At 45.4% G+C, this 20709-nt stretch carries 25 protein-coding genes; 10 read left to right on the top strand and 15 right to left on the bottom strand.

Annotated features, from left to right (window positions below):
* Positions 1–114 precede the first annotated feature (114 nt).
* The 4 genes from ELS82_RS04295 (at position 115) to ELS82_RS26255 (ending at position 3718) form a co-directional block, all read left to right on the top strand.
* Positions 115–1731, top strand: a complete 1617-nt coding sequence (locus ELS82_RS04295) for a methyl-accepting chemotaxis protein (protein WP_134834356.1) — start codon at positions 115–117, stop codon at positions 1729–1731.
* Between the two features lie 88 nt (positions 1732–1819).
* The gene (locus tag ELS82_RS04290) at positions 1820–2515 is read left to right on the top strand and encodes a TIGR01621 family pseudouridine synthase (RefSeq protein WP_134834355.1); all 696 of its coding nucleotides are present in this window, start codon (positions 1820–1822) and stop codon (positions 2513–2515) included.
* Between the two features lie 11 nt (positions 2516–2526).
* Entirely contained in the window at positions 2527–3459 is a 933-nt protein-coding gene (locus tag ELS82_RS04285; protein WP_134834482.1) for a class I SAM-dependent methyltransferase, read from the top strand.
* A gap of 109 nt (positions 3460–3568) precedes the next feature.
* Positions 3569–3718, top strand: a complete 150-nt coding sequence (locus ELS82_RS26255; protein WP_167489221.1) for a hypothetical protein — start codon at positions 3569–3571, stop codon at positions 3716–3718.
* Here the strand turns inward: ELS82_RS26255 and ELS82_RS04280 are convergent.
* From ELS82_RS04280 to ELS82_RS04260, 5 genes are all read right to left on the bottom strand, one after another.
* Complete coding sequence (locus tag ELS82_RS04280) at positions 3698–4330, bottom strand: CDP-alcohol phosphatidyltransferase family protein (protein ID WP_134834354.1); 633 nt, start codon at positions 4328–4330, stop codon at positions 3698–3700. The two genes, ELS82_RS26255 and ELS82_RS04280, sit on opposite strands and share 21 nt — an antisense overlap.
* Positions 4324–4971, bottom strand: a complete 648-nt coding sequence (locus tag ELS82_RS04275; RefSeq protein ID WP_134834353.1) for an ATP-binding cassette domain-containing protein — start codon at positions 4969–4971, stop codon at positions 4324–4326. Before ELS82_RS04275 ends, ELS82_RS04280 begins: the two co-directional genes overlap by 7 nt.
* Positions 4937–6646: an ABC transporter permease gene (locus tag ELS82_RS04270; protein ID WP_134834481.1), complete on the bottom strand. Its 1710-nt coding sequence runs from the start codon at positions 6644–6646 to the stop codon at positions 4937–4939. The genes ELS82_RS04275 and ELS82_RS04270 overlap by 35 nt, the downstream gene beginning before the upstream one ends.
* A 7-nt stretch (positions 6647–6653) precedes the next feature.
* Positions 6654–7796, bottom strand: a complete 1143-nt coding sequence (locus ELS82_RS04265; protein ID WP_134834352.1) for an ABC transporter substrate-binding protein — start codon at positions 7794–7796, stop codon at positions 6654–6656.
* A gap of 198 nt (positions 7797–7994) precedes the next feature.
* Positions 7995–8441, bottom strand: a complete 447-nt coding sequence (locus ELS82_RS04260; protein WP_053438628.1) for an META domain-containing protein — start codon at positions 8439–8441, stop codon at positions 7995–7997.
* Between the two features lie 194 nt (positions 8442–8635).
* Here ELS82_RS04260 and ELS82_RS04255 point away from each other — a divergent pair, with 194 nt between their 5' ends.
* Both ELS82_RS04255 and ELS82_RS04250 read left to right on the top strand, forming a co-directional pair.
* Entirely contained in the window at positions 8636–8884 is a 249-nt protein-coding gene (locus tag ELS82_RS04255; RefSeq protein WP_134834351.1) for a DUF1289 domain-containing protein, read from the top strand.
* Between the two features lie 72 nt (positions 8885–8956).
* On the top strand, positions 8957–9148 hold the full coding sequence (locus ELS82_RS04250) for a DUF1289 domain-containing protein (RefSeq protein WP_167489219.1): 192 nt from the start codon (positions 8957–8959) through the stop codon (positions 9146–9148).
* 1 nt (position 9149) lies between these two features.
* On the opposite strand, the gene ELS82_RS04245 is transcribed toward ELS82_RS04250, so the two are convergent.
* The 7 genes from ELS82_RS04245 to ELS82_RS04215 form a co-directional block, all read right to left on the bottom strand.
* Positions 9150–9371: a hypothetical protein gene (locus tag ELS82_RS04245; RefSeq protein ID WP_134834349.1), complete on the bottom strand. Its 222-nt coding sequence runs from the start codon at positions 9369–9371 to the stop codon at positions 9150–9152.
* A 313-nt stretch (positions 9372–9684) separates the two neighbouring features.
* Complete coding sequence (locus ELS82_RS04240; RefSeq protein ID WP_134834348.1) at positions 9685–10245, bottom strand: VC2662 family protein; 561 nt, start codon at positions 10243–10245, stop codon at positions 9685–9687.
* A 209-nt stretch (positions 10246–10454) separates the two neighbouring features.
* The gene (locus ELS82_RS04235; RefSeq protein WP_134834347.1) at positions 10455–10859 is read right to left on the bottom strand and encodes a GspS/AspS pilotin family protein; all 405 of its coding nucleotides are present in this window, start codon (positions 10857–10859) and stop codon (positions 10455–10457) included.
* Between the two features lie 5 nt (positions 10860–10864).
* On the bottom strand, positions 10865–11161 hold the full coding sequence (locus tag ELS82_RS04230; protein WP_004413565.1) for a YciI family protein: 297 nt from the start codon (positions 11159–11161) through the stop codon (positions 10865–10867).
* A gap of 104 nt (positions 11162–11265) precedes the next feature.
* Positions 11266–11646, bottom strand: coding sequence for an acyl-CoA thioester hydrolase YciA (yciA, locus tag ELS82_RS04225; protein WP_134834346.1), 381 nt, complete (start codon positions 11644–11646; stop codon positions 11266–11268).
* Between the two features lie 86 nt (positions 11647–11732).
* Positions 11733–12284: a septation protein A gene (locus tag ELS82_RS04220; RefSeq protein ID WP_134834345.1), complete on the bottom strand. Its 552-nt coding sequence runs from the start codon at positions 12282–12284 to the stop codon at positions 11733–11735.
* A gap of 101 nt (positions 12285–12385) precedes the next feature.
* Positions 12386–12607 (bottom strand): hypothetical protein, encoded by a 222-nt coding sequence (locus ELS82_RS04215; protein ID WP_134834344.1) that lies wholly within the window; start codon positions 12605–12607, stop codon positions 12386–12388.
* A 609-nt stretch (positions 12608–13216) separates the two neighbouring features.
* Between ELS82_RS04215 and ihfA the strand changes: the two genes are divergently transcribed.
* Positions 13217–13513 carry an integration host factor subunit alpha gene (gene ihfA / locus ELS82_RS04210; protein WP_004413569.1) on the top strand — a complete coding sequence of 99 codons (297 nt, stop codon included), beginning with the start codon at positions 13217–13219 and terminating at the stop codon, positions 13511–13513.
* A gap of 130 nt (positions 13514–13643) precedes the next feature.
* On the opposite strand, the gene ELS82_RS04205 is transcribed toward ihfA, so the two are convergent.
* Positions 13644–13964 carry an HI1450 family dsDNA-mimic protein gene (locus ELS82_RS04205; protein WP_134834480.1) on the bottom strand — a complete coding sequence of 107 codons (321 nt, stop codon included), beginning with the start codon at positions 13962–13964 and terminating at the stop codon, positions 13644–13646.
* 2 nt (positions 13965–13966) lie between these two features.
* Positions 13967–14533 (bottom strand): elongation factor P-like protein YeiP, encoded by a 567-nt coding sequence (gene yeiP, locus ELS82_RS04200; RefSeq protein ID WP_053438637.1) that lies wholly within the window; start codon positions 14531–14533, stop codon positions 13967–13969.
* A gap of 132 nt (positions 14534–14665) precedes the next feature.
* On the opposite strand from yeiP, the gene ELS82_RS04195 reads away from it, so the two are divergent.
* Positions 14666–15433: a nucleotidyltransferase domain-containing protein gene (locus ELS82_RS04195; RefSeq protein WP_134834343.1), complete on the top strand. Its 768-nt coding sequence runs from the start codon at positions 14666–14668 to the stop codon at positions 15431–15433.
* A gap of 42 nt (positions 15434–15475) precedes the next feature.
* On the opposite strand, the gene ELS82_RS04190 is transcribed toward ELS82_RS04195, so the two are convergent.
* Positions 15476–17839, bottom strand: coding sequence for a DNA polymerase II (locus ELS82_RS04190; RefSeq protein ID WP_134834342.1), 2364 nt, complete (start codon positions 17837–17839; stop codon positions 15476–15478).
* 322 nt (positions 17840–18161) lie between these two features.
* Here ELS82_RS04190 and uvrY point away from each other — a divergent pair, with 322 nt between their 5' ends.
* Both uvrY and uvrC read left to right on the top strand, forming a co-directional pair.
* Complete coding sequence (gene uvrY / locus ELS82_RS04185) at positions 18162–18806, top strand: UvrY/SirA/GacA family response regulator transcription factor (protein WP_134834341.1); 645 nt, start codon at positions 18162–18164, stop codon at positions 18804–18806.
* Positions 18807–18853: 47 nt separating this feature from the next.
* Positions 18854–20683, top strand: coding sequence for an excinuclease ABC subunit UvrC (uvrC, locus tag ELS82_RS04180; protein ID WP_134834340.1), 1830 nt, complete (start codon positions 18854–18856; stop codon positions 20681–20683).
* Positions 20684–20709 lie beyond the last annotated feature (26 nt).

Below are 20709 nucleotides of genomic sequence, written 5' to 3'. Positions count from 1 at the left end.
ATTGGGAGGTTTTTTCGTTTCTAATAATAACTTTATTAAAGAAACCCTCCTCCCCGCCGATAAGTAAGGAATATCCTAAGTTTACGTGAAGCATTTAGTATAGGAAGGTACATAGTGAAATGGTCTGTTAGAAATAAATTGTACGCCGGGTTTGGCTGTATTCTTACCATTATGACTATCATGGCGGGTGTTATCTGGATGGAAGTGACCAAATCACATGCTGTTGCCGATGAAATCCGTAACGATGATGTCCCAGAAGTGGTCGGCTATTTGATCTTGATTGATGAGGCCGGCGATGTGTATCGAGACGCAACGGGAGCCATAACGGGCGTGCCGGGTGCACTTGAAGATTACAAAACCAATAAGCAAGAATTCGCTGATGCGATTGCTCACGTGAAAACATTAGAAACGCCGGGAAAATCAGACTACCAGCGAGTTGAAGAAATTGAACAACTGATGCGCGGCTTTACCCAAGGGTTTGAGCGAGATATCGTCCCTTTACTGGGTAACAAAGATGCCTTAGAGCAAGAAATCTCAGCACTGCGTGAGTTGTATGAATCTTACCTAGCGCCAATCGAAGTGCTATTGGATGCCGCATCATCAGAAGAAATTGAAGATACGGACAACTCTCTGCTTGGCTTGACTGAATCATTTAACACCATTGAAAACACGATCTTAATTCTGTTTGTTATCGCATTGATCCTGACTTGTACCATTGCCTACTTGCTTTCAAACTCAATTACCACGCGTCTCACCAAGTTAGATAGTGTGGCGCAAAAGGTCGCGAACGGCGATCTGACAGCAGAAGATATTGCCGATAAATCGGGCGATGAGTTGGCAAACCTTGCGGTGTCGATCAATAAGATGCAAGCATCACTTACGACCTTGATTGGCGGAATTTCCGCTGTGGCGAATGAAGTGAAGAGTGTCACCGGCGAGTTGTCTAACGTTAGCCAAGACATTGTTCATGGCGCGTCATCTCAGGCAGACAAAGCTAATTTGATTGCAACCGCAGCAGAAGAGCTCAGCTTAACGATCGCTGAGGTAGCGCAGCAAGGCTCTGCTACGTTTGAAGAGGCTCAGCGCTCAGAAGGAAGTGCCGAGTCTGGTCGCCAAGTGATTACTGAGATGGTCGACTCAATTCAGCAGGTGAGTTTGCAAATGACAGAGATGTCAAAGCAGATGAATGGCCTAGGTCAGCACAGTGAGCAAATAGGTTCAGTGATTCGAGTGATTGAAGAAATCGCTGAGCAAACCAATCTACTTGCACTTAATGCCGCGATTGAGGCAGCTCGCGCTGGTGAATTTGGTCGTGGTTTTGCTGTGGTTGCTGATGAAGTGCGAGCGCTGGCTGAAAGAACAACCAAAGCGACCCAGGAAGTGGGCGGCATTATTCAACAGATCCAATCTGGCACTCAAGAAGCGGTGACCTATACCGTTGAGAACTGCCAGCTGGTTGAAATCGGTGTTGAACGTAGCTCTGGAGCCGTGAATGCGCTAGAAGAAATCGTTTCTGGAGCCGCCAACGTGCAGGCTATGGTCAACTCAATTGCTACTGCAGCAGAAGAGCAGACTGCCGTGACTAAAGAAATTGCCGCCGATATTACCGCGATCAGTGATATTTCCGAGCGCTCACTGCAATTGGCAAACAGCAGCTCACAGAATGTAGAAGGCTTGAACTCGAAAGTTGCAGAGTTAGAGCAGTTGGTCGGCAAGTTCAAGCTGAGCTAAGGCCTAACGGGTTTAGTTCCCCACACTTGAAACTGGCTTTCATTGGGATTACGGGTATACTCGTGCGTCCAAAGTGGAGCCAGTTTTAATGTTCGATATCTTACACACCCACACTGATTTTATTGTCATCAGCAAACACCCGAATGTTTCTGTACATAAGGATGATGGCGATACCATGTTACTGCAAGAAGTTGCCAAACAAACCGGCGACGCAAAGCTCTATCTTATCCATCGTCTAGATAAAATGACCTCAGGAATTTTGCTCTTGGGCCGAAGTTCTGCAGCAGCCAGTGAACTCTCTCAAATGTTTGCCCAGCGCAGTGTAGAAAAGTACTATCTTGCGATTGGTAGTAAGAAGCCGAAAAAGAAACAAGGGCTTGTGAGCGGAGATATGGAGCGTTCACGCCGCGCTTCGTGGAAGCTGCTTAACTCTCAAACTAATCCTGCTATTACTCAGTTCTTCTCACTGGCCGCAGAGCCGGGGGAGAGATTGTTTTTATGTAAGCCACATACCGGAAAAACGCACCAAATCAGGGTGGCGCTCAAATCTGTTGGTTCAGGGATCGTCGGCGATCCTATTTACAATGCAGGCTCTGAGTCGGATCGTGGTTATCTGCACGCTTTTGCGCTGTGCTTCACTTATCAACATCAAGATTTTGAATTTGTTTGCGACCCAAGAAACCACAGTGTTTTGGGGAGTAAATGGAACACGGATATCACATGCCAAGGTGTCGAGGCTTGGCTTACCCCATGGGAGTTATCATGGCCGAAGATCAACAAGTAATTCCTGCGCCTATGCAGGCTGACAAACTACCAACGTTCTTTGAGCAGCTAAATCTGCAGTTAACTGAGGCGCCAAACGAGGTTCGCCGACTTTTTCATGGTCGTGGTCGTCGTTTTGAAGGTCTAGAGCAGTTAACCTGTGATTGGGTTCAAGGCCAATTAATTGTTGCGATATTCAAGCAAGTGGATGAGTTGTTTATTGAAACGCTTAAGCAGGGCTTAGCAACCTTGTCTGAATCTGATTTGTGGCAACACAAGCAGGGTAAGTCGATTGTTGTTCAGCATCGCTACGCAGACGGTGCACCTTCTGAAGTGGTATTGGGTGAACTAGAAAGCCAGCCTGTCGTGCATGAATCGGGGCTGAAATACCAGCTGAATATTGGTCGTAACCAGAACTTCGGCCTGTTTCTCGATATGCGTTATGGGCGTGACTGGGTAAAAGAGAACTCAAAACACAAGAATGTACTTAACCTATTCGCGTACACGTGTGGATTTTCAGTCGCAGCAATCGCTGGTGGTGCTGACCAAGTGGTCAATGTGGATATGTCGAAAGGCTCGCTGGCGAAAGGTCGCGAGAACCACAAACTTAACCAACACAATATCAATCAGGTGAAGTTCTTAGGCTATGATATTTTCCGCTCGTGGGGAAAAATCAAAAAGATGGGCCGTTATGATCTTATCGTGATCGATCCGCCATCATTCCAAAAAGGCAGCTTTGCGTTAACCAAAGACTACAAACGTATTTTAAGAAAACTCCCTGAACTTCTTGCTGAGGGTGGGGAAGTGATTGCGTGTGTTAACTCTCCGCAGGTGACAAGCCAGTTCTTGATTGATGGTATGAAGGAAGAAGCGCCAGCACTCAGCTTTATTGAGCGTTTAGATAACCCGCCAGAATTTGAAGATACGGACCCTGAGGCTTCACTTAAAGTACTTAGATTTAAATAATCTCTTACGACTAAAGCGCCAAATGGCGCTTTTTTTGTAGTTCGCTCTTGATCTCAACTTAACTTGAGGTTTTAAGCTTGGCTTAACAGTCAATGAGGAGGACAAGATTATGTACAACAATTACATCAAAGAACTAAGCATCAAAACCTACCAAGAAGAGCTAGCCAAAGAGTATGTTCGAGCTCGCGGCAGTCGATTCCATACCCCAAGCTTTAGTGCGGGTGTGGTAGCGTCATTGTTACTCTTTATCGTGTTTTAGCGGATCACTGTGCAGAGTATGAAAACCTGAATAAATCCGAGTAAACGTAGTAAACCAGCAAGCGGCACCAAACAGATAAGCAATAATGGCAAAGTGCTGAGGGAATAAGCAGAAAGTAATGAAACAGCCAATGGTTTCCGTCCCCTCAGTTAAGCCGCTCATGTAGTAGAGTGATTTGTGTTTATAGACAGGGTTATCGATGCCCCGTTTGCCCGCCATAGTGGCAAAAGCAAGAAAGCTTGAACCCGTTCCAATAAACGAAAAAATCAAAAATGCGCCGGCAATGGCATTTTGCTCTGGATTGGCGAGCACAAAGCCAAACGGGATTAGCGAGTAAAACAGAAAGTCGAGGCTAATATCTAAGAAGCCGCCTGCATCGGTGATGCCTTGTATTCGTGCAAGCGCACCATCTAACCCATCACAAACGCGGTTGAGGACGATAAAAACTAAAGCCAGCGTATATTGCTCAGCAATGAGTGATGGAAACGCCATACAACCAAGCACAAAGCCAAATAAGGTCACTTGATTTGCACTGACGCCCGTTTTATCAATCAGGGCTGCACATTGGGACAGGGGCCAGCGAATCACCTTGATGCTAAATCTATCTAGCATGTTGTTCCCTCCCAAGGCCAAGTAATACAGCGGCTGTTCGGCGGAATGTCTTCTTCGTCATGCGTAACCATTAACGTCGGGATATTTTCTCTGGCGAGTTGCTCAATAACCCAATCACGAAACTGCGCTCTCAGGGTCTTGTCGAGTTTACTGAACGGCTCATCAAGAAGTACCGCTTGAGGCTTAGCAAGTAACATACGAGTCAGGCTAATTCGCGCTCGTTGTCCTCCTGACACTTGATCTGGGAATACGTTTGCCAACTTGCTCAGCGAAATACTTTTCAATGCATCGTTTGCGTGCTGTTTTCGCTCGGCGCCTTTTATTGACTCAGGTAAAGCAAATGCGAGGTTTTCAGCAATGGTCAGGTGAGGGAAGAGTAAGTCATCTTGAAAAAGAATCCCTACCTGTCTCTTATGGGCTGGCTGTTGGTCAATGCTGTGATTATTGAGCTGAATAGAGCCTGTAAGGGTAAAGTCTGCTGCGAGGTGACCGGCGATAGCGCTAAGCAGTGTGGATTTACCACAACCACTAGGGCCCATGATGGTGACAATCTCCCCGCGGTTTATTTCGAGAGAAAAATCGGTAAACAGAGGCTCGCCGTCAGTTTTACAGACGGTGAGGTTTTCGAGACAAAGACTCATTGGGTAACAATCCCTTTATAGACAACCTACGATACTTAGCGTGGAAGTGGCCAAGTAAGATAGCAATAGAGAAAAACAGTAACGGCAACAGTGCTTGCCATAAGGCGTAGATGGCGGTGACTCTGCGGTCGAATCCACTTGAAAGCGCAACCGCTTCAGTGGTGATGGTACTTATTCGGCCTGCGCCTAATACCAAGGTTGGGAGATATTGTGCCAGGCTAACACTGACACCAATTGCCCAAGCGAAAAGCACCGCAGGAAGTAATATCGGCAGTTTAATTTTTAGCCATACATGGATGGGAGATTTGCCTAAACTAAGTCCCACACGAGTTAACCCTGAGTCGTAGCTGTTCCAAGGCCCATCCAGCGAGAGGTAAACATAAGGAAAGATAAAGAACACATGCGCCCAGCAAACCCACAACAGATAAGCGCTACTGTCGATATAGAGCGTTGTTACTTGAATGCCAAATAAAATCGATAACTGCGGGATCAGCATAGGTATTGCGATCAGATAGTGAGGCAGCGTCCATCGATGGCGCAAACGGTATTCATGGGCAATAACAGCCAGTATTAGCGCCGCAGAGGCACAAATCACGGCAATAGACAGACTTTGGCTAAGAGTACTCAAAATATTGGACCATTCGTATTGCCAAAATCGACTGCTGTATTGGCTCGGAAGAAGATCAGGGAAGCGCCAACGCTGAGCAAAGTTCCATAATACAGTTAACGGGATCATCACCCCTGTTAATAGCACTAAGCCCACAAACACCCCGCGACCGGGCAATTGCACGCCAAAGCGGCCTGACGTTTGCCAGCTGCGCCATTGGTGAATCAGCAGCCACTCGAACGCTCTTGCAAAGCCGATGAGTAGGGTAGCGATGATAAACAGTATTACCGCGCCTGCCGATGCTCTCGGCAATAAGGCTAAGTCTGGGTCATTGAACCATTGCCAGACGAGAACGGCGAATGTCGGTGGGTTTGTTGGTCCAATAATCAGCGCGACATCGACTACAGATAAGCTATAAGCAATCACCGCAAACATTGGGAAGCGCATTTTAGACAACCATTGCGGTAACACACATTTCCACCAAGTTTGAGCTCGGCTGTAGCCTAAAGATGCACTGACTGTCTCAATTCGCTCGACTTTCAGCTGCTGAATAATTGGAATGCTCATCAGGAGTAAAAAAGGGATCTCTTTTAATGTGAGCATCACAATCAGCCCAATCGCATATGGGTCTTTGATCAGCAGAGCAAGGTCAGACACTGATTGGTCATTAGGGTCATAACCAAATAGATGAAACAGGGTGCGAGCGCCAATGCCGGTTGGAGAGAAAAGAAACGCAAAGCCAATAGCGAAAGCGACATGAGGCATAGCGAGTAAAGGCGAGAGCGTCGATTCAATCACTCGCCAAAAACGTTTATTCCAACAGGATTGCAAGATGAAGAAGGTGATAAAGCAGGCAAGGTAGCTGCTCACAATTGTCGAGTAGAGGGTTAGAGTTATCGATGTGCTAACCCCACTCCAATTGAATACCTGCGTAAACCCATCTAAGCCAATATTGGTTAACCCGACGGGCGGGATATAACCGAATGCTGCCAATCCCACCCCGAGTAATCCCGGGATGGTAGGCAAAATACAGATGACAATAAGTAGTAGGTATAACGCAGGTAAGATCACAAGCTTAGTTTCCGTAACGCTTTAGCCACTCTTGTTCAAGGGCGCTTTGCCAGCTTGGGTGCGGCTCAGCCACGGCTTTAAATTGCTGGGTATTTTTCGCTGTGCCTGTCAGGTACTGACTATTTAGCACTGACGGATCGCCCCAAATGCTCGTGTCCCCTTTACGCGATTGCGCCTCTGGGCTTAATAGGTAGTTAATGGCAACCTGAGCACCTGCCGTCGCATTGGCATTCCAAGGAATCGCTAAGAAATGGATGTTAGACAACGCGCCTTGGTCCATCGCATAAGCTTGGGTTGATTCTGCTAACTTACCATTAGCCTGCGCTGAATAGACCGCATTTGGGTTAAAAGTAATCGCGAGATCGATTTGTCCATCGTCAAGTAGTTGGATAGATTCAGCCGTACCCGATGGGAATTGTTTGCCACCACGCCATGCAACCGTATGGAACTCGTCTAGGTATTTCCATAGCGGTGCAGTCACTAGTTGGAAGCTCTCTTCGTCTACTGGCTTCATTAAGGAAGCATCGTTGTTGGTAAGTTCAATCAACAAGGCTTTCAAGAAACTGGTGCCATGAAACTCAGGTGGGCGAGGGTAGCTCAAGCGATTCGGAAACGCTTTGGCGTAACTGATAAATTCGCTAAACGAACGCGGCGGGTTGTTGAGGGCCAATTTATCATGAATGAATACCAATTGACCGACACCCCAAGGTGCTTCTAAACCTTCTGTTGGTTCAGAGAAATCTACGTCTACAGGGAGTGACTGATCAACGTATTGCCAGTTTGGCAGTGCTTGCGTGAAAGGGCCAAACAAAAGTTGATTGTCTTTCATCGACTTAAAGTTTTCACCATTGATCCAAACCATATCAACGCTGCCACCACTGTTTTTGCCTGCGGCTTTTTCAGCAATGAGTCTCGCCGTGGTTTCCGCAATGTCGGTAACTTTTACGTGTTTAAGTGTGACATCGTAATTGGCTTTTAGGTTGGCACCTGCCCATTGAATATATTGATTAATTTCTTGGCTGCCACCCCATGCGTGAAAATAGACAGTTTGTCCTTTTGCTTCTTCTAATGTTTGTTGCCACTCTTCACTAGCGTAAGCGCTAATAGAAAGGAGTAAAGTAGAGAGGAGCGTGATCAACCTTGTCATAATAGTCCCTGTTCGTTGAATAGTTGTGACGGTCAGTGTGATAGACCGGAGCAATCCAATTATTCATTCATTATGACTGAAAAAAGTCTGATTTATTAACTATTTGATATGTTTGTTGACGGGTTGTATGAAAATTAGGCCTCAAAAACAAAAAAAGCAGCTCGAGAGCTGCTTTTTTCAAATCAAAGGGAGAACCGATTAGTTCTTCCAGTCATTAAGTTTGAACGTTAGCGTATGAACGTCATTCTTAAGAACCATTGCGTCTTTAGTTAGAGTCATATCACTCCAATCTGACAGAGTTTGAGAGAAAGCTTGTTCAACGTCCATTACGTCGCCGACACACATTTTCATCGTCATACCCATTTTTTCAATGCGGAATTGGTTGTCTTTTAGCTCTGCTTGGCCAAAGAAGTTGTTACAACCAGCGTTACCATTTGCTGTCATTTTTTCACCAACTTCTAGGCGAGGGGCAGTCTGACGGCCTTCAAGAACAATGTCTTTACCGTCGATGCTCACAAGCTCCCAGTTGTGGTGCTGTAGATCTTGAGCTGTAATTTGTTTCACATCGTCACCATTGCTTGCACATGCTGTTACAACAAAAGGAAGGGCAATTGCTGCAAGTAACGTTTTTGGACTAAGCTTCATAATAGATCAACTCCAATAAGTAGATAGGTAAGCCTGTTGCTAGGCCTGATGAGAGCAGTATAGATAATAAAACACTGTTTTTGTCAGCTCTAAGTCATAGTTTGGACTAAATCACATATTGGAACTTATTGATAAACATCTACTTATAGTTCACATAAAGTAGATGAGTGGCACATTAATAGGTGAGTCATCTTTTGGAGCAACTAGAGTTTTTCATTGTCCCTAGTCCGTGCGTGGGCATTTGTACAGTAGACGAAAAAGGCTACTGTCAGGGCTGTATGCGCAAACGCGAAGAGCGCTTCAATTGGCTCAATATGACGCCTGCCCAGCAACTACATGTGATTAAGCTTTGTCGCCAACGATATATCCGTAAACACCGCAGATCGCCTGGGGACATAGGTGTAAATGCACCTGATTCAGACCCGCAACAAGACTTGTTTTAGAGTTAACTCCTTGACATTTCAACATTTACATCCCATACAATAACTATGTCGCATTGTATATTGAGGTGTTATATGGATGTGAGATGTCAACCGACAAACCCCTGTGTCGGTCTATGCCAAGCTGACAGCAATGGCCTTTGTATTGGCTGCGGAAGAACGCGCCAAGAAAGGTACCGTTGGTATCAGCTATCTGAAGTAGAACAGAGAGAGATACTGACTAGACTTGATAGCGACTCTCTCTCAATCATTGTCGATCCGCGCTAGCTTATTTAGGGCCCCAGTGATCACTGACCCAACCACCGGCGTGTTCATCAAAGTGAGTGCCGGAAAAGCGGTGGTTCAATTCGCTTTTTGAGTCATCGTGCCCTTTATCATCCAACAGATGTTGGATATGACTTGCCATGGGATCGCCACCTTTAAGCCGCTGCTGACGAGTGGCGACTTCCTTAATTAACTGCAGACGGTATGAATTGCTAGCACGTTTCATTTGGTGGACCTCCTTGGCTATGACACTAATATGAAAAGTTAGAAGTCTATGTGACCTACGTCAATTGATCTTGGTTAAAAAATAGTCAGAAAATAGTCAGGATAGAATTCATTTGCGATGGCATTGATTTGTTAGGTTGGGTAGGTGCTTGATTCAATGGCTTTCTTGTTAGTTAAGGCAGCAAAGCAGTTGAAATAAAAAATTCATAGATACTTTGCTGGATACCGAAAAAGTTAACACTCACTGGGTGAGAGCGCAGATACAAAAAGGCCCCGCATTGCGAGGCCTTAGTATTGGAGACTTAAACCAAGTATTACTTAGCAAAGTTTACAATAGGGAAGCATGGCAGAAAGCCATTGTCAGCACAGTTGATAAGGCCAACCTGCACACCTTCAATTTTGGCTGTTTTGTTGAAGAAGCCAACTTGAACGGTTGATTCACTTGAAAGGTTAACTGCACCTACATCAACCATAGTGTTACCTTCTGAGTAGTTCACAAAGCTGACGTTTGCGCCTTTCACATCGTTAGTCACGTTAACTGCGCCTAGGTTAACCCCTGTGGTTTGGCCTTCGTTCCAGTTGAATAGGCCGAGTGACGCACCGGTCATCTCTTGATTGATTTTTGATGCACCAAGGAAAAGACCAAAGTTAACACCTGTTGTCACGTCTGATTCTGACATGCCAACAATCGCAAAATCGACACCTTTTAACGTATTCACTTTACCGTGTAGGGCTGCAAGACGAACACCGCCTACCGCTGAGTTATCAGGTGCGTTGAAATTATTAATAGAAGAAAACATAACCGGCGTTGAAGCAACAGCGACTGAAGATGCGAATGCTGTTGCAATAGCCACTGCAGTAAGAATTTTTTTCATAGTTATAGCTCCGAGGATTTTTCCGTTTACCCATTTGAGAGTCATTGCTCACCCATAGGCTGAGACATTGCAATTATAGTCAAGGTCTTAGATATGGGTGATGGTTTTATCATATGCCGACTTGTAAGGTAGAGCAAGTCGTTGTATCGGAGTGGGGGAATAAAAAAACCTCGCATAGCGAGGCTTTGAATATTGTGAAGGTAAAACGATTAGTTTGCTGAATTGGTGCAGCGCTCGTGCGTGATCAATTCATCCGCCATTAGCTGGCCGCGGCTGTTACGAATCTTAATTCGATAGCTTAACCCCACTTCAAGGTTATTCTTTGTCGCTGGGTTGGTGCAATAGGTGTGAACGCTTTGCTTTAGCACTTGCGCTGTTGGCTTCGCACCTGGAGCGTCTTGGTTGTACACCATCATCATCTCAATGGTCGTCCCCTTCGAGCTTGCTCTCATGATAGAAAGCGGCCCGTGTTCCAAAGGTAACTCTGATGCCAGCAGGTTTGCTCGACTGTCGGCGAGCATTTCAAGGTGTCTTTGCTTCTCTGCGGTTGCAGATGAACAGCCAGCTAGAATGCCAGCAAGAGTCAGCAAAGTAAGCGATTTTACTCGTATCATAGTGATTAAAATACTTTCTTAAATGGTTTAACGATGACTTTTTCGTAAACACCCGCTTCAATATATGGGTCGGCATCGGCCCAAGTTTGCGCTTGTTCAAGGGAGTCAAACTCAGCAATAACCGTAGAGCCAGTAAAGCCAGCTTCTCCCGGGTTATCTGAGTCGATAGCAGGCATTGGTCCAGCGGTTAACAGTCGTCCCTCATTTTGCAGTGCTTGCAGACGCTCTAAGTGTGCAGGGCGAACGCTTAGGCGCTTTTCTAATGAGTTTTCAACGTCTTGTGAAAAGATGACGTACCACATGTTCAGATGTCCTTATATGAAGAATGTAACAGAGTTCAATTACTCTACCTGAAATCAAGCTAATTTAAAGCCTTGAAATAGAGATATTAGACTTCTGCCATTGCTTACTTGATTGGACGAGGTTTACCGTCAGAATCAATCGCAACGTAATTGAAAGTGGCATCACAGACCATAAAGCGGTCTTCTAAGCCATGTTCTTTCACTGGCTTAACCCAAACCTCTAGATCAATACTCATTGATGTACGACCGATGCGGGTACATTCGCCATAGCAACATACAACATCACCCACACGTACTGGCTTTTTAAAGGTAATGCTTGAAACAGACACAGTAACGATACGACCGGACGAAATTTCTTTGGCCAGTATACCGCCAGCTAAATCGAGTTGTGACATGATCCATCCGCCGAAGATATCGCCATTAGCGTTAGTATCAGCGGGCATTGCGAGAGTTCTTAGAAGAAGTTGGCCTTTAGGTGTATTCATTGCGTGGCTCTTTGTGACATCCGGTACAAACAAAACAGCGACCAAAGAGGTCGCTGGAAAAAGGGCATTGTAGCAAAACAGGCGCGCTATTCGCTAGGGCTTGCCTTATTGTCATCTTTTGGCAGGTACTTATAGATGTAAATACCCGTCAATAGAGTGAAACCGAACGTAGCGGCGAGCAAACCAAACACTTTGAAGTTCACCCAGACATCAAGTGGGAGCTGGAAGGCGACGTAAATATTGAGGCCCGCACACAATGAGAAGAAAATCACCCAAGCCCAAGTTATTTTGGCCCAGACACGCTCTGGTAGACTCATCTCTTTACCCAGCATTCCTTTTATTGCCGACTTACCCATTAGATGGCTTATCGCGAGGCCAAATGCGAATAGAGTGTAGATAATGGTGACTTTCCATTTAATGAAGTTATCATCGTGCAGGAATATCGTCATACCACCAAAAATGGCTACCATCAGAAAAGTGATAAGTTGCATCTTTTCGACTTTTTTATAGATGACATAGGTGATAGCGATTTGGATCGCAGACGCAATGATCAGTGCACCGGTTGCGACATAGATATCTTGCAGCTTGTATAAGGCAAAAAAGATAATCAGAGGGATAAAGTCGAGCAGTTGTTTCATTGCGTTAATTTTTATGAGACGAAATTGCGCTCAGTCTAACGAAATATACGTCATTGACAAAGCGCTTCACGTAACTCTAACAATACTCTAGGAACTTGACGTTAAATAACGTGCTTTAAGTCCTCCAAGTATCCTTCACTACGTAGGCTATCAACAGTAAATCTGAGTTCGTCATCGCTCATGGCAAAACAACAGGATTTACCCGTCATGCCATTTAAATATTCGTGATATTCCAACTCGGTAAAATGGCCAATTCGGTCAACGAGTAGACTCTTAATTCCATGGTGAATGAGTCGGTAGTAGGTATGACGTTGAACTTCCATAATGTACCCCTTAACGTCTAGCAGTGTCGAAACTTTGCCGTATTACTTCTTGCCTTGTTAAAAAGCATATTCAATGCCATTTACGAGCAGCTGAGGTTAAGTGGATGAATTTAAGCAGATAAAGGTGAACAATCTAGAGTAAGGAAATTGACGATCCTTGCCACTGGGCGGTAATTTGAACGCTAAAATCGATTGAGAGGCAATTTGCGACTCAATTCGACATGCAATTATTATCAAAGCATTGTGCCTCTTGCTTTAGAATGACACATACCCAATAGGGGGGATTTTGTTTCTCTTTCTACATCAACAGCTTAATTGTAAAAGTTAATGGATTTAGTTTTTGCTACTGAGTTAAGTGTTACTAATGGGCTAATATTCTGATATTTAAGGGGTATTTACTCAGAAATTTTAGATAATACTGTTGTAAATAGCATCTATGTTGTTGTTTTAAGTGGTTAAACTCTGCTCTTTTAATAAAAAAGTTGGCGAAAATCATAAGCTTGGCATACACTTTCCAAAGTAAAGCCGATATGTTGTTGATTGGCTTGGCGAAATGTTTAGGCGCCGCCTATTGGTGGCAATGTTTAACACAGCTTTGAGGAAAGTTTTATGGCGCTCACAAAGGCCGATTTGGCTGAGAACCTGTTTGAGAAGCTTGGATACAGTAAACGGGATGCCAAGGAAACGGTTGAGGCGTTTTTCGAAGAAATTCGTAAGGCACTTGAAAGTGGCGAACAGGTAAAACTGTCTGGTTTTGGGAATTTTGATCTGCGTGATAAGAATGAACGACCAGGTCGAAACCCGAAGACAGGTGAAGACATTCCAATCAGTGCACGTCGCGTAGTGACCTTCCGTCCTGGGCAAAAACTAAAAGCCCGTGTCGAAAACATTAAGATCGATGACTAAGTCTGGTTTCCGATGTTGGTAAGTCGCGATGTTGCTTGCTAGCGCATATGTGATGAACACGGTGATACCCTGATAAAAAAACACCCCAGCTTAGGCTAGGGTGTTTTAGTATTTAGCGTTTGATAACGAATTAATCGCGCTTCCACAATGCGTGACAGAACTTATGCTCTGGGTCACGGCTGATCAGCAGTCTCGCAAACACGTCATCAAGGACGTCATTTTCTTCGTTCACTAGACCAACACGCACTTCAGCATAGACTTCTTTGTCTACATCGAAGCCAACATGTCCAGCCCAGTCATCACCGGTTTCTACAAGTTCGGCCGCACCGCGCTCATCGAACTGCGCAGTGAACAAAATCACGTCTGCAGGCTCAAGATTATCAGGCGCCATTTCCAGAAAGATATCGTAAGCGGTATCAATCGCGTCGTCGTATGACATTAACTCAGTCATCACTATGCGCGGCTCATGTATTTGCGTTCAGTCGTGTTGATCACGATGCGGTCACCAGTAGCGATGTACTCAGGTACTTGCACCGTTAGACCTGTTGAGAAACGAGCAGGTTTAGTACGCGCTGAAGCAGAAGCACCTTTGATTGATGGGTCTGTTTCTTCAATCACTAGCTCTACTGTCGCTGGTAGTTCAATGCCTACTGCGCTGCCGTTAACAAGAATGATGTGAAGACCTTTGATTTCTTCAGTGATGAACTGAAGTTCTTCTTCGATTTCGTCTTTCTTGAACGTGTATTGAGTGTAATCTTCGTTATCCATGAAGATGTACTCGTCGCCATCAACGTAAGAGAAAGAAGATGCGCGCTTGAACATATCTACTGTTTCAAGCACATCGTCAGATTTGTAGCGTTCATCAACGCGAGCACCTGTATTTAGGTCAGTACAACGCAGTTTGTAAATTTTAGCGCCGCCACGACCACCAGGAGTGGTTACTTCGATGTCTTTGATTAGTAGTGTTTTACCATTAGATTCGATAGCAAAACCTTTTTTAAGCTCACTTGCCTTTGGCATGAACATTTTCCTTCGTGTGTTAGGTAGTAGCGGCATTATATACCGAGCTAATTAAGGAAGGAATATCTTGATTCATCTATCGCTGTAGGCGAACATAAGAGACAGTCCGTTCATTTTTTTGTTCATAATCAGATGCATCTTACCACGATTGATCCTAACCAAGCCTTTCAGCCTAATTACCAACCAGCAATTGATGATCTCGTGAGCTATCTGAAAAATGGCTTAGGCGAAAATCTGCATAGCCTGTATTTGTATGGCAGTGTGGCGCGTAAGACAGCTAGACCTGGCCATTCCAACATTGATGTTATTGTGGTGACACACCGCAGCTTTGGCGATATGCGTACCACGCTATTTAACTCGATCAAATGGCGTTTTCAAATAGCCTATCCATTCGTAACGGAAGTCTCATTTAAAACGGCGCTGGTGGATGATGTGGCGAGCCTTGAAGGTATCCTTTCGTGGGGATTCTTACTTCGTCATTGCTCTGTGTGTGTTCACGGGGAAGATCTTTCGGAATGTTTTGGCGATTATGAGCCGAGCTGGGAGATTGCCAAACATTGGAATATGGACGTTGAGGATTGGGTCGCGGTCTACCGTAATCGCATCGCAAGAACCGACAAAGATGAAGACCAAGTGAAGGCGCAAAAGATCATTGCTAAGAAACTGCTGCGAGCGAGTTACTCACTAGTGATGTACAAAGATAAACAGTGGTTTGATGATCCGATAGAGTGCGGAAAGCAATTCCTCACTTACTATCCAGAGAAGAAGATCGAAATTGAACGTTTAGGAATCTTGTTGTCTGGTCGAGTGATTGCCAAGCGTTCGGTGATTGGCATTCTAGATAGCTTTGGTGATTGGTTGGTCAAGCAATACAAAAAAACAGAATTTCGAATTGGCTAAGGTTGTGGTGATTCCACCTATTGGAATCAACGGCCTGCCTCGCTAGAACAAGCCAAGCTGAGGTTCACTCAGTGACGTAAAGTCGATGCCGATAAACGGCAAAATAGCCTCAGCAACCGGTTTAAGCTGCTTATCAATGTAGTGCTGATAATCAATCGGGTTTTGCTGATATTCTTTCGGCTCAGGCCCACCTAGGGTAATCACATACTCAATACGGCCCTTGTTCTGATATTGCAGCGGTCTGCCGAGCTGGGCGTTTATTTCATCGGCCATGCGCGCAGCACGCACTTGGGGCGGCACATTTTTCTGATATTCATGCAACTTGCGACGCAGTCGTTTTTGATAGATGAGCTTGCCATCATGCTCGCCAGCTTTGGTTTGCTCGACAAAGGTGCGTACATAGTCGCTAGGGTTTTGCCCTTTAAAGACCATAGAGTAGAGTGACTGTTGGAATTCCTGCGCAAGCGGCGTCCAGTCGGTGCGGGCACTCTCCAGACCTTTGAAGATAATACGTTCATTGTCGCCTTCACCAATCAGTCCGGCGTAGCGCTTCTTCGACCCCGTCTCTTGGCCACGGATGGTCGGCATCAAGAACTTGCGATAGTGGGTTTCGTACTCCAGCTCAAGTATCGAGTTGAGGTTATATTCTTCACTCAGGTGCTGAGTCCACCACGCGTTAATATAGGCAACCAACTCATGACCTATTTCATCCGCTTGTTGCTGTGAGTACTCACCATTTAGCGAGACAAAGGTTGAGTCAGTATCGCCGTAAATCACTTGATAGCCTTTTTCCTCAATCAGCAGTTTGGTCTGCTTCATGATCTCATGACCGCGCATGGTAATGCTTGAGGCAAGGCGTGTATCGAAGAAGCGACAACCAGACGAACCTAATACACCGTAGAAAGAGTTCATGATGATCTTAATCGCCTGAGAAAACGCCTTCTCATTGTTCTTTTTTGCTACATCACGAGCAGCCCAAAGGTGTGCGATCATTTCCGGTAAAAAATGGTGCGAACGGTGGAATTGGCCACCGCGAAAGCCCGGTACTGCTTGGTTATCCTCTTTACCTATATCGAGCTGCAACCCTTCAATTAACCCCATTGGATCAATCAAAAAGCTACGGATGATAGATGGATAAAGGCTCTTGAAATCGAGTACTAATACCGAGTCATAGAGATCGGGAATCGAGTCCATCACATAACCACCCGGACTGGCAATCCAGTTCTCTGGGTGCAGATTAGGGGCCACGTAGCCAGCACGATGGATCTGAGGCAGATACAAGTTAGTGAAGGCGGCGACTGAGCCACCGACGCGATCCAGCTCAACGCCGGTCAATTTAGCCCGCTCAATGGCAAATTCTAACAGGTGGGTATGGGCGAATATCTTGTTGACCAGCACACAGTCTTGCAAGTTGTATTTGGCGAGTGAAGGCTTATCAGAACGAAACATCTGATTGATTTCATCCATGCGGTCATGAACGTTGTGGATCTGCTTTCCTTCACCAAGGAGCTCCTGTGATACCGACTCTAATGACCAACTACGGAAGTGGTAAGTAGCGGTTTTCAGGGTATCAATACCGTCCATCACCACACGGCCAGGGATCGAGATAAACGCTTGTTGGGTGGTATTAGACGTTCGGAAATAGCTATTTTGCTGGCCACGACCAATCGCCAACTTGACCTTGTTCCAATCGGCCCGTTTGTGTAGCAATCTAAAGTCGAAATCGATCACATTCCAGCCGACGATGACATCAGGGTCAAATTTCTGGAACCAGTGAACCATGGCCAACAACAAGGCTTTTTCGTCGGCTACCCATTCAATCGGGGTGTCAGACTCTTGTGGTGAACCAATCATGATCACTCGGCTATCCATAGGGCTGTCTAGGCCGATAGAGTAGAGGATGCCTTTCTCGGAACATTCGATATCCAGCGAGACGACTTTCAGGCTTGGTGTATAGTCACCTTGGCGGCATTTCACGTCGCTATAGCGAGTAAAGTGAGTTCTGTTTTGCTCGTTGCCAGTAAATTCAACACTGCCTTTGATAAAGCGCTCCATCAAATAGCGGTCGGCAAGGCGAATGTCATCCTCAAGCACGGTAATTTCTTGCTGTTTCAGTAATTGACTCAATTGTTGAGACTGCTTACTTAACTGACAGTAGCAGGCTGCAAGAGGTTCTAAAGCGAAACTCTTAAGTGGTAACGGCTTCCACTGGGCGGTGAACGAATGCTGCTTAGCTATGCCTTCTGCTGTGGCTAAGTCTGCCTGATGGATAAAAAAGACTGGCTTTTCACCATGAATAAGCAGTTGCGCAGGTCCACTAGGGGTCGATAGCCAAAGATCAATTTGAGTCTGACCATTGATGTCGCGAGCTTGGCGAGTGAGTAAAAAACCGTTTTGAATAACCATGATACTGACGATAAGTGAGGTGATGCGGAGCCTGACCCGCAGCGATAGATTACCACATGCGAAGCCACATAAATAGAACCTCTCAGCATACTGAGTTTTATAGACGCTGGTTGATTAAGCGCCAGTAAATTACTTATAACTCATTGATTAATAGGTTAAATGCTACAGGAGTGGCAGATATGAAAATAAGTACTTGCTAATCTTTCCATTTCAGCACATATTCAGACTAAGTAAATTTTGTGTTTTAGGTTAAACTAAACATCTATAGCATAACCCATAAATTGTGGGTGAAAAGCGAATGTAAAAGTGTGGAGATACAAGTTTGATAAATGTTTTCCTTGTAGATGATCACGAGCTGGTTCGCACAGGGATACGACGTATTATTGAAGACGTCCGTGGAATGAACGTAGCAGGGGAAGCTGAAAGCGGTGAAGAAGCAGTAAAATGGTGTCGTAGCAATCATGCTGACGTCATTTTAATGGATATGAATATGCCGGGTATTGGTGGTCTTGAAGCAACCAAGAAGATCCTGCGTTTTAATCCTGATGTGAAAATCATCGTTTTAACTGTTCATACGGAAAATCCGTTTCCAACGAAAGTGATGCAAGCAGGTGCCGCAGGCTACCTAACAAAAGGCGCTGGTCCAGATGAAATGGTCAACGCAATTCGCATGGTGAATAGTGGACAACGCTATATTTCGCCTGAAATCGCACAGCAGATGGCATTAAGTCAAATTTCTCCGGCATCGGAAAACCCGTTCGCTGATTTGTCTGAGCGTGAATTGCAAATCATGATGATGATTACCAAGGGCCAGAAAGTCACTGATATTTCAGAGCAGCTAAATCTTAGCCCGAAAACAGTGAACAGTTACCGCTACCGTTTATTCAATAAACTGAATATTAGTGGTGATGTAGAATTGACTCACTTGGCTATTCGCCATGGCATGATTGATACCGAAACCTTATAAGGCATCATTACCATCGCAACTCTATTCAGCCAATTCACGGAGTTGGTATGAGCCAATTTGATTCGGCTTCTTTTCTCAAAACCGTGACTAACCAGCCTGGCGTTTATCGTATGTATAACGCCGAGGCTGTTGTTATTTATGTCGGTAAAGCAAAAGATCTCAAAAAGCGCCTCTCTAGCTATTTCCGTGTCAAAGTGGATAGCGAGAAAACGCGCGCGTTAGTCAGTAACATCGATAAGATTGATGTCACGGTTACTCATACCGAGACAGAAGCACTGATTCTAGAGCACAACTACATCAAGCAGTATTTGCCGAAATACAACGTACTGCTGCGTGATGATAAATCCTATCCTTATATCTTCGTCAGTGGACACAAGCATCCAAGACTTTCTATGCACCGCGGGGCGAAAAAGCGCAAAGGCGAGTATTTTGGACCTTACCCAGACTCCGGCGCGGTAAGAGAAACGCTCCATCTACTGCAAAAAATCTTTCCCGTCAGACAGTGTGAAGACACGGTCTACAGCAACCGAACGCGGCCATGTTTGATGTATCAAATTGGCCGCTGCGCCGCACCTTGTGTCAGTAGTGTTATTTCTGATCAAGAGTATGCGGAGCTGGTCGATTTGGTTCGACTTTTCTTGCAGGGTAAAGATCAGCAAGTCCTGAGTTCCTTGGTTGAGAAGATGGAGCAAGCGAGCCAGTCGCTGCGTTTTGAACAAGCCGCTAAGTTCCGCGACCAAATCCAGGCCATTCGCCGAGTTCAAGAGCAGCAGTTTGTCTCTGAAGACTCGATGGATGATATGGATGTATTAGGTTTTGCCCAAGAAAACGGTATTGCTTGTATCCACATCTTGATGATCCGCCAAGGTAAAGTGCTTGGTAGTCGCAGTCATTTTCCTAAGATCCCGAACAGTACCACCTCGCAAGAAGTGTTTTACTCCTTCTTGAGTCAATACTATCTCAGTCACAATGAGGCGCGTACGGTTCCGACCAGAATCATTCTCAATAGTGGGCTGGTGGATGAAACCAAGTCACTAGAAGAGGCCTTGTCTGAGATTGCAGGGCGTCGCGTGCAGTTTCATGTCAATCCAACCGGAACCCGCGGTCGATACCTCAAACTGTCCAATACCAACGCTCTTACGGCGATCACCACCAAGATCAACCATAAGATGACGATTTCTCAGCGTTTTAAAGAGCTAAGAGAGCTATTGGACATGGAAAGCATTACTCGCATGGAGTGTTTCGATATTTCCCATACGATGGGGGAGAGTACCATTGCATCGTGCGTGGTGTTTAACCAAGAAGGGCCGGTGAAGCAGGAGTATCGTCGATACAATATCTCCGGAATTACCGGTGGTGATGATTACGCTGCCATGGGACAAGCATTAGAGCGCCGTTACTCTAAGCAGCTCGAAGTGGAAAAAATACCCGATATTGTTTTCATCGATGGTGGTAAAGGACAGCTCAATCGAGCGCATGAAATTATCTCTCAATATTGGGGAGATTGGCCAAAGCGCCCGCATTTGATTGGTATTGCTAAAGGCGTCACGCGTAAACCGGGTTTGGAAACTTTGATTACCGTCGAAGGAGACGAATTTAATTTGCCAAGTGACGCGCCAGCTCTTCACCTCATGCAGCATATTCGTGATGAAAGCCATAATCATGCGATTGCAGGGCATAGAGCGAAACGCGGAAAAACCAGAAGAACCAGTGCCTTAGAAGGGATTGAAGGGGTAGGGCCAAAGCGTAGGCAAGCACTTCTAAAATACATGGGTGGCTTACAAGAGTTGAAGCGAGCAAGTGTAGAAGAAATCGCCAAAGTGCCGGGTATTAGTTTTTCTTTAGCAGAAAACATCTATCAAGCATTGAAACAATAACAAAAATCCCGCACCATAAGGGCCCT

It is taken from the genome of Vibrio ouci (assembly GCF_004551525.1).
Taxonomy (GTDB): domain Bacteria; phylum Pseudomonadota; class Gammaproteobacteria; order Enterobacterales; family Vibrionaceae; genus Vibrio; species Vibrio ouci.
The sequence above is the reverse complement of the archived record's forward strand: the minus strand, read 5'-3'. Positions and strand labels throughout refer to the sequence as shown.

Bases quoted from the DNA above. Each gene is read 5' to 3' on its own strand.
- yciA (WP_134834346.1), bottom strand. From the start codon at position 11,646: ATGAATACACCTAAAGGCCAACTTCTTCTAAGAACTCTCGCAATGCCC.
- ELS82_RS04230 (WP_004413565.1), bottom strand. From the start codon at position 11,161: ATGTGGTACGTCATCTTTTCACAAGACGTTGAAAACTCATTAGAAAAG.
- ELS82_RS04195 (WP_134834343.1), top strand. From the start codon at position 14,666: ATGCATCTTACCACGATTGATCCTAACCAAGCCTTTCAGCCTAATTAC.
- ELS82_RS04235 (WP_134834347.1), bottom strand. From the start codon at position 10,859: ATGATACGAGTAAAATCGCTTACTTTGCTGACTCTTGCTGGCATTCTA.
- yeiP (WP_053438637.1), bottom strand. From the start codon at position 14,533: ATGCCAAAGGCAAGTGAGCTTAAAAAAGGTTTTGCTATCGAATCTAAT.
- ELS82_RS04220 (WP_134834345.1), bottom strand. From the start codon at position 12,284: ATGAAACAACTGCTCGACTTTATCCCTCTGATTATCTTTTTTGCCTTA.
- uvrC (WP_134834340.1), top strand. From the start codon at position 18,854: ATGAGCCAATTTGATTCGGCTTCTTTTCTCAAAACCGTGACTAACCAG.
- ELS82_RS04250 (WP_167489219.1), top strand. From the start codon at position 8,957: ATGGATGTGAGATGTCAACCGACAAACCCCTGTGTCGGTCTATGCCAA.
- ELS82_RS04245 (WP_134834349.1), bottom strand. From the start codon at position 9,371: ATGAAACGTGCTAGCAATTCATACCGTCTGCAGTTAATTAAGGAAGTC.
- ELS82_RS04205 (WP_134834480.1), bottom strand. From the start codon at position 13,964: ATGACTGAGTTAATGTCATACGACGACGCGATTGATACCGCTTACGAT.
- ELS82_RS04280 (WP_134834354.1), bottom strand. From the start codon at position 4,330: ATGCTAGATAGATTTAGCATCAAGGTGATTCGCTGGCCCCTGTCCCAA.
- ELS82_RS04240 (WP_134834348.1), bottom strand. From the start codon at position 10,245: ATGAAAAAAATTCTTACTGCAGTGGCTATTGCAACAGCATTCGCATCT.
- ELS82_RS04290 (WP_134834355.1), top strand. From the start codon at position 1,820: ATGTTCGATATCTTACACACCCACACTGATTTTATTGTCATCAGCAAA.
- ELS82_RS04190 (WP_134834342.1), bottom strand. From the start codon at position 17,839: ATGGTTATTCAAAACGGTTTTTTACTCACTCGCCAAGCTCGCGACATC.
- ELS82_RS04285 (WP_134834482.1), top strand. From the start codon at position 2,527: ATGCAGGCTGACAAACTACCAACGTTCTTTGAGCAGCTAAATCTGCAG.
- ELS82_RS04265 (WP_134834352.1), bottom strand. From the start codon at position 7,796: ATGACAAGGTTGATCACGCTCCTCTCTACTTTACTCCTTTCTATTAGC.
- ELS82_RS04275 (WP_134834353.1), bottom strand. From the start codon at position 4,971: ATGAGTCTTTGTCTCGAAAACCTCACCGTCTGTAAAACTGACGGCGAG.
- ELS82_RS04215 (WP_134834344.1), bottom strand. From the start codon at position 12,607: ATGGAAGTTCAACGTCATACCTACTACCGACTCATTCACCATGGAATT.
- ELS82_RS26255 (WP_167489221.1), top strand. From the start codon at position 3,569: ATGTACAACAATTACATCAAAGAACTAAGCATCAAAACCTACCAAGAA.
- ELS82_RS04260 (WP_053438628.1), bottom strand. From the start codon at position 8,441: ATGAAGCTTAGTCCAAAAACGTTACTTGCAGCAATTGCCCTTCCTTTT.
- ihfA (WP_004413569.1), top strand. From the start codon at position 13,217: ATGGCGCTCACAAAGGCCGATTTGGCTGAGAACCTGTTTGAGAAGCTT.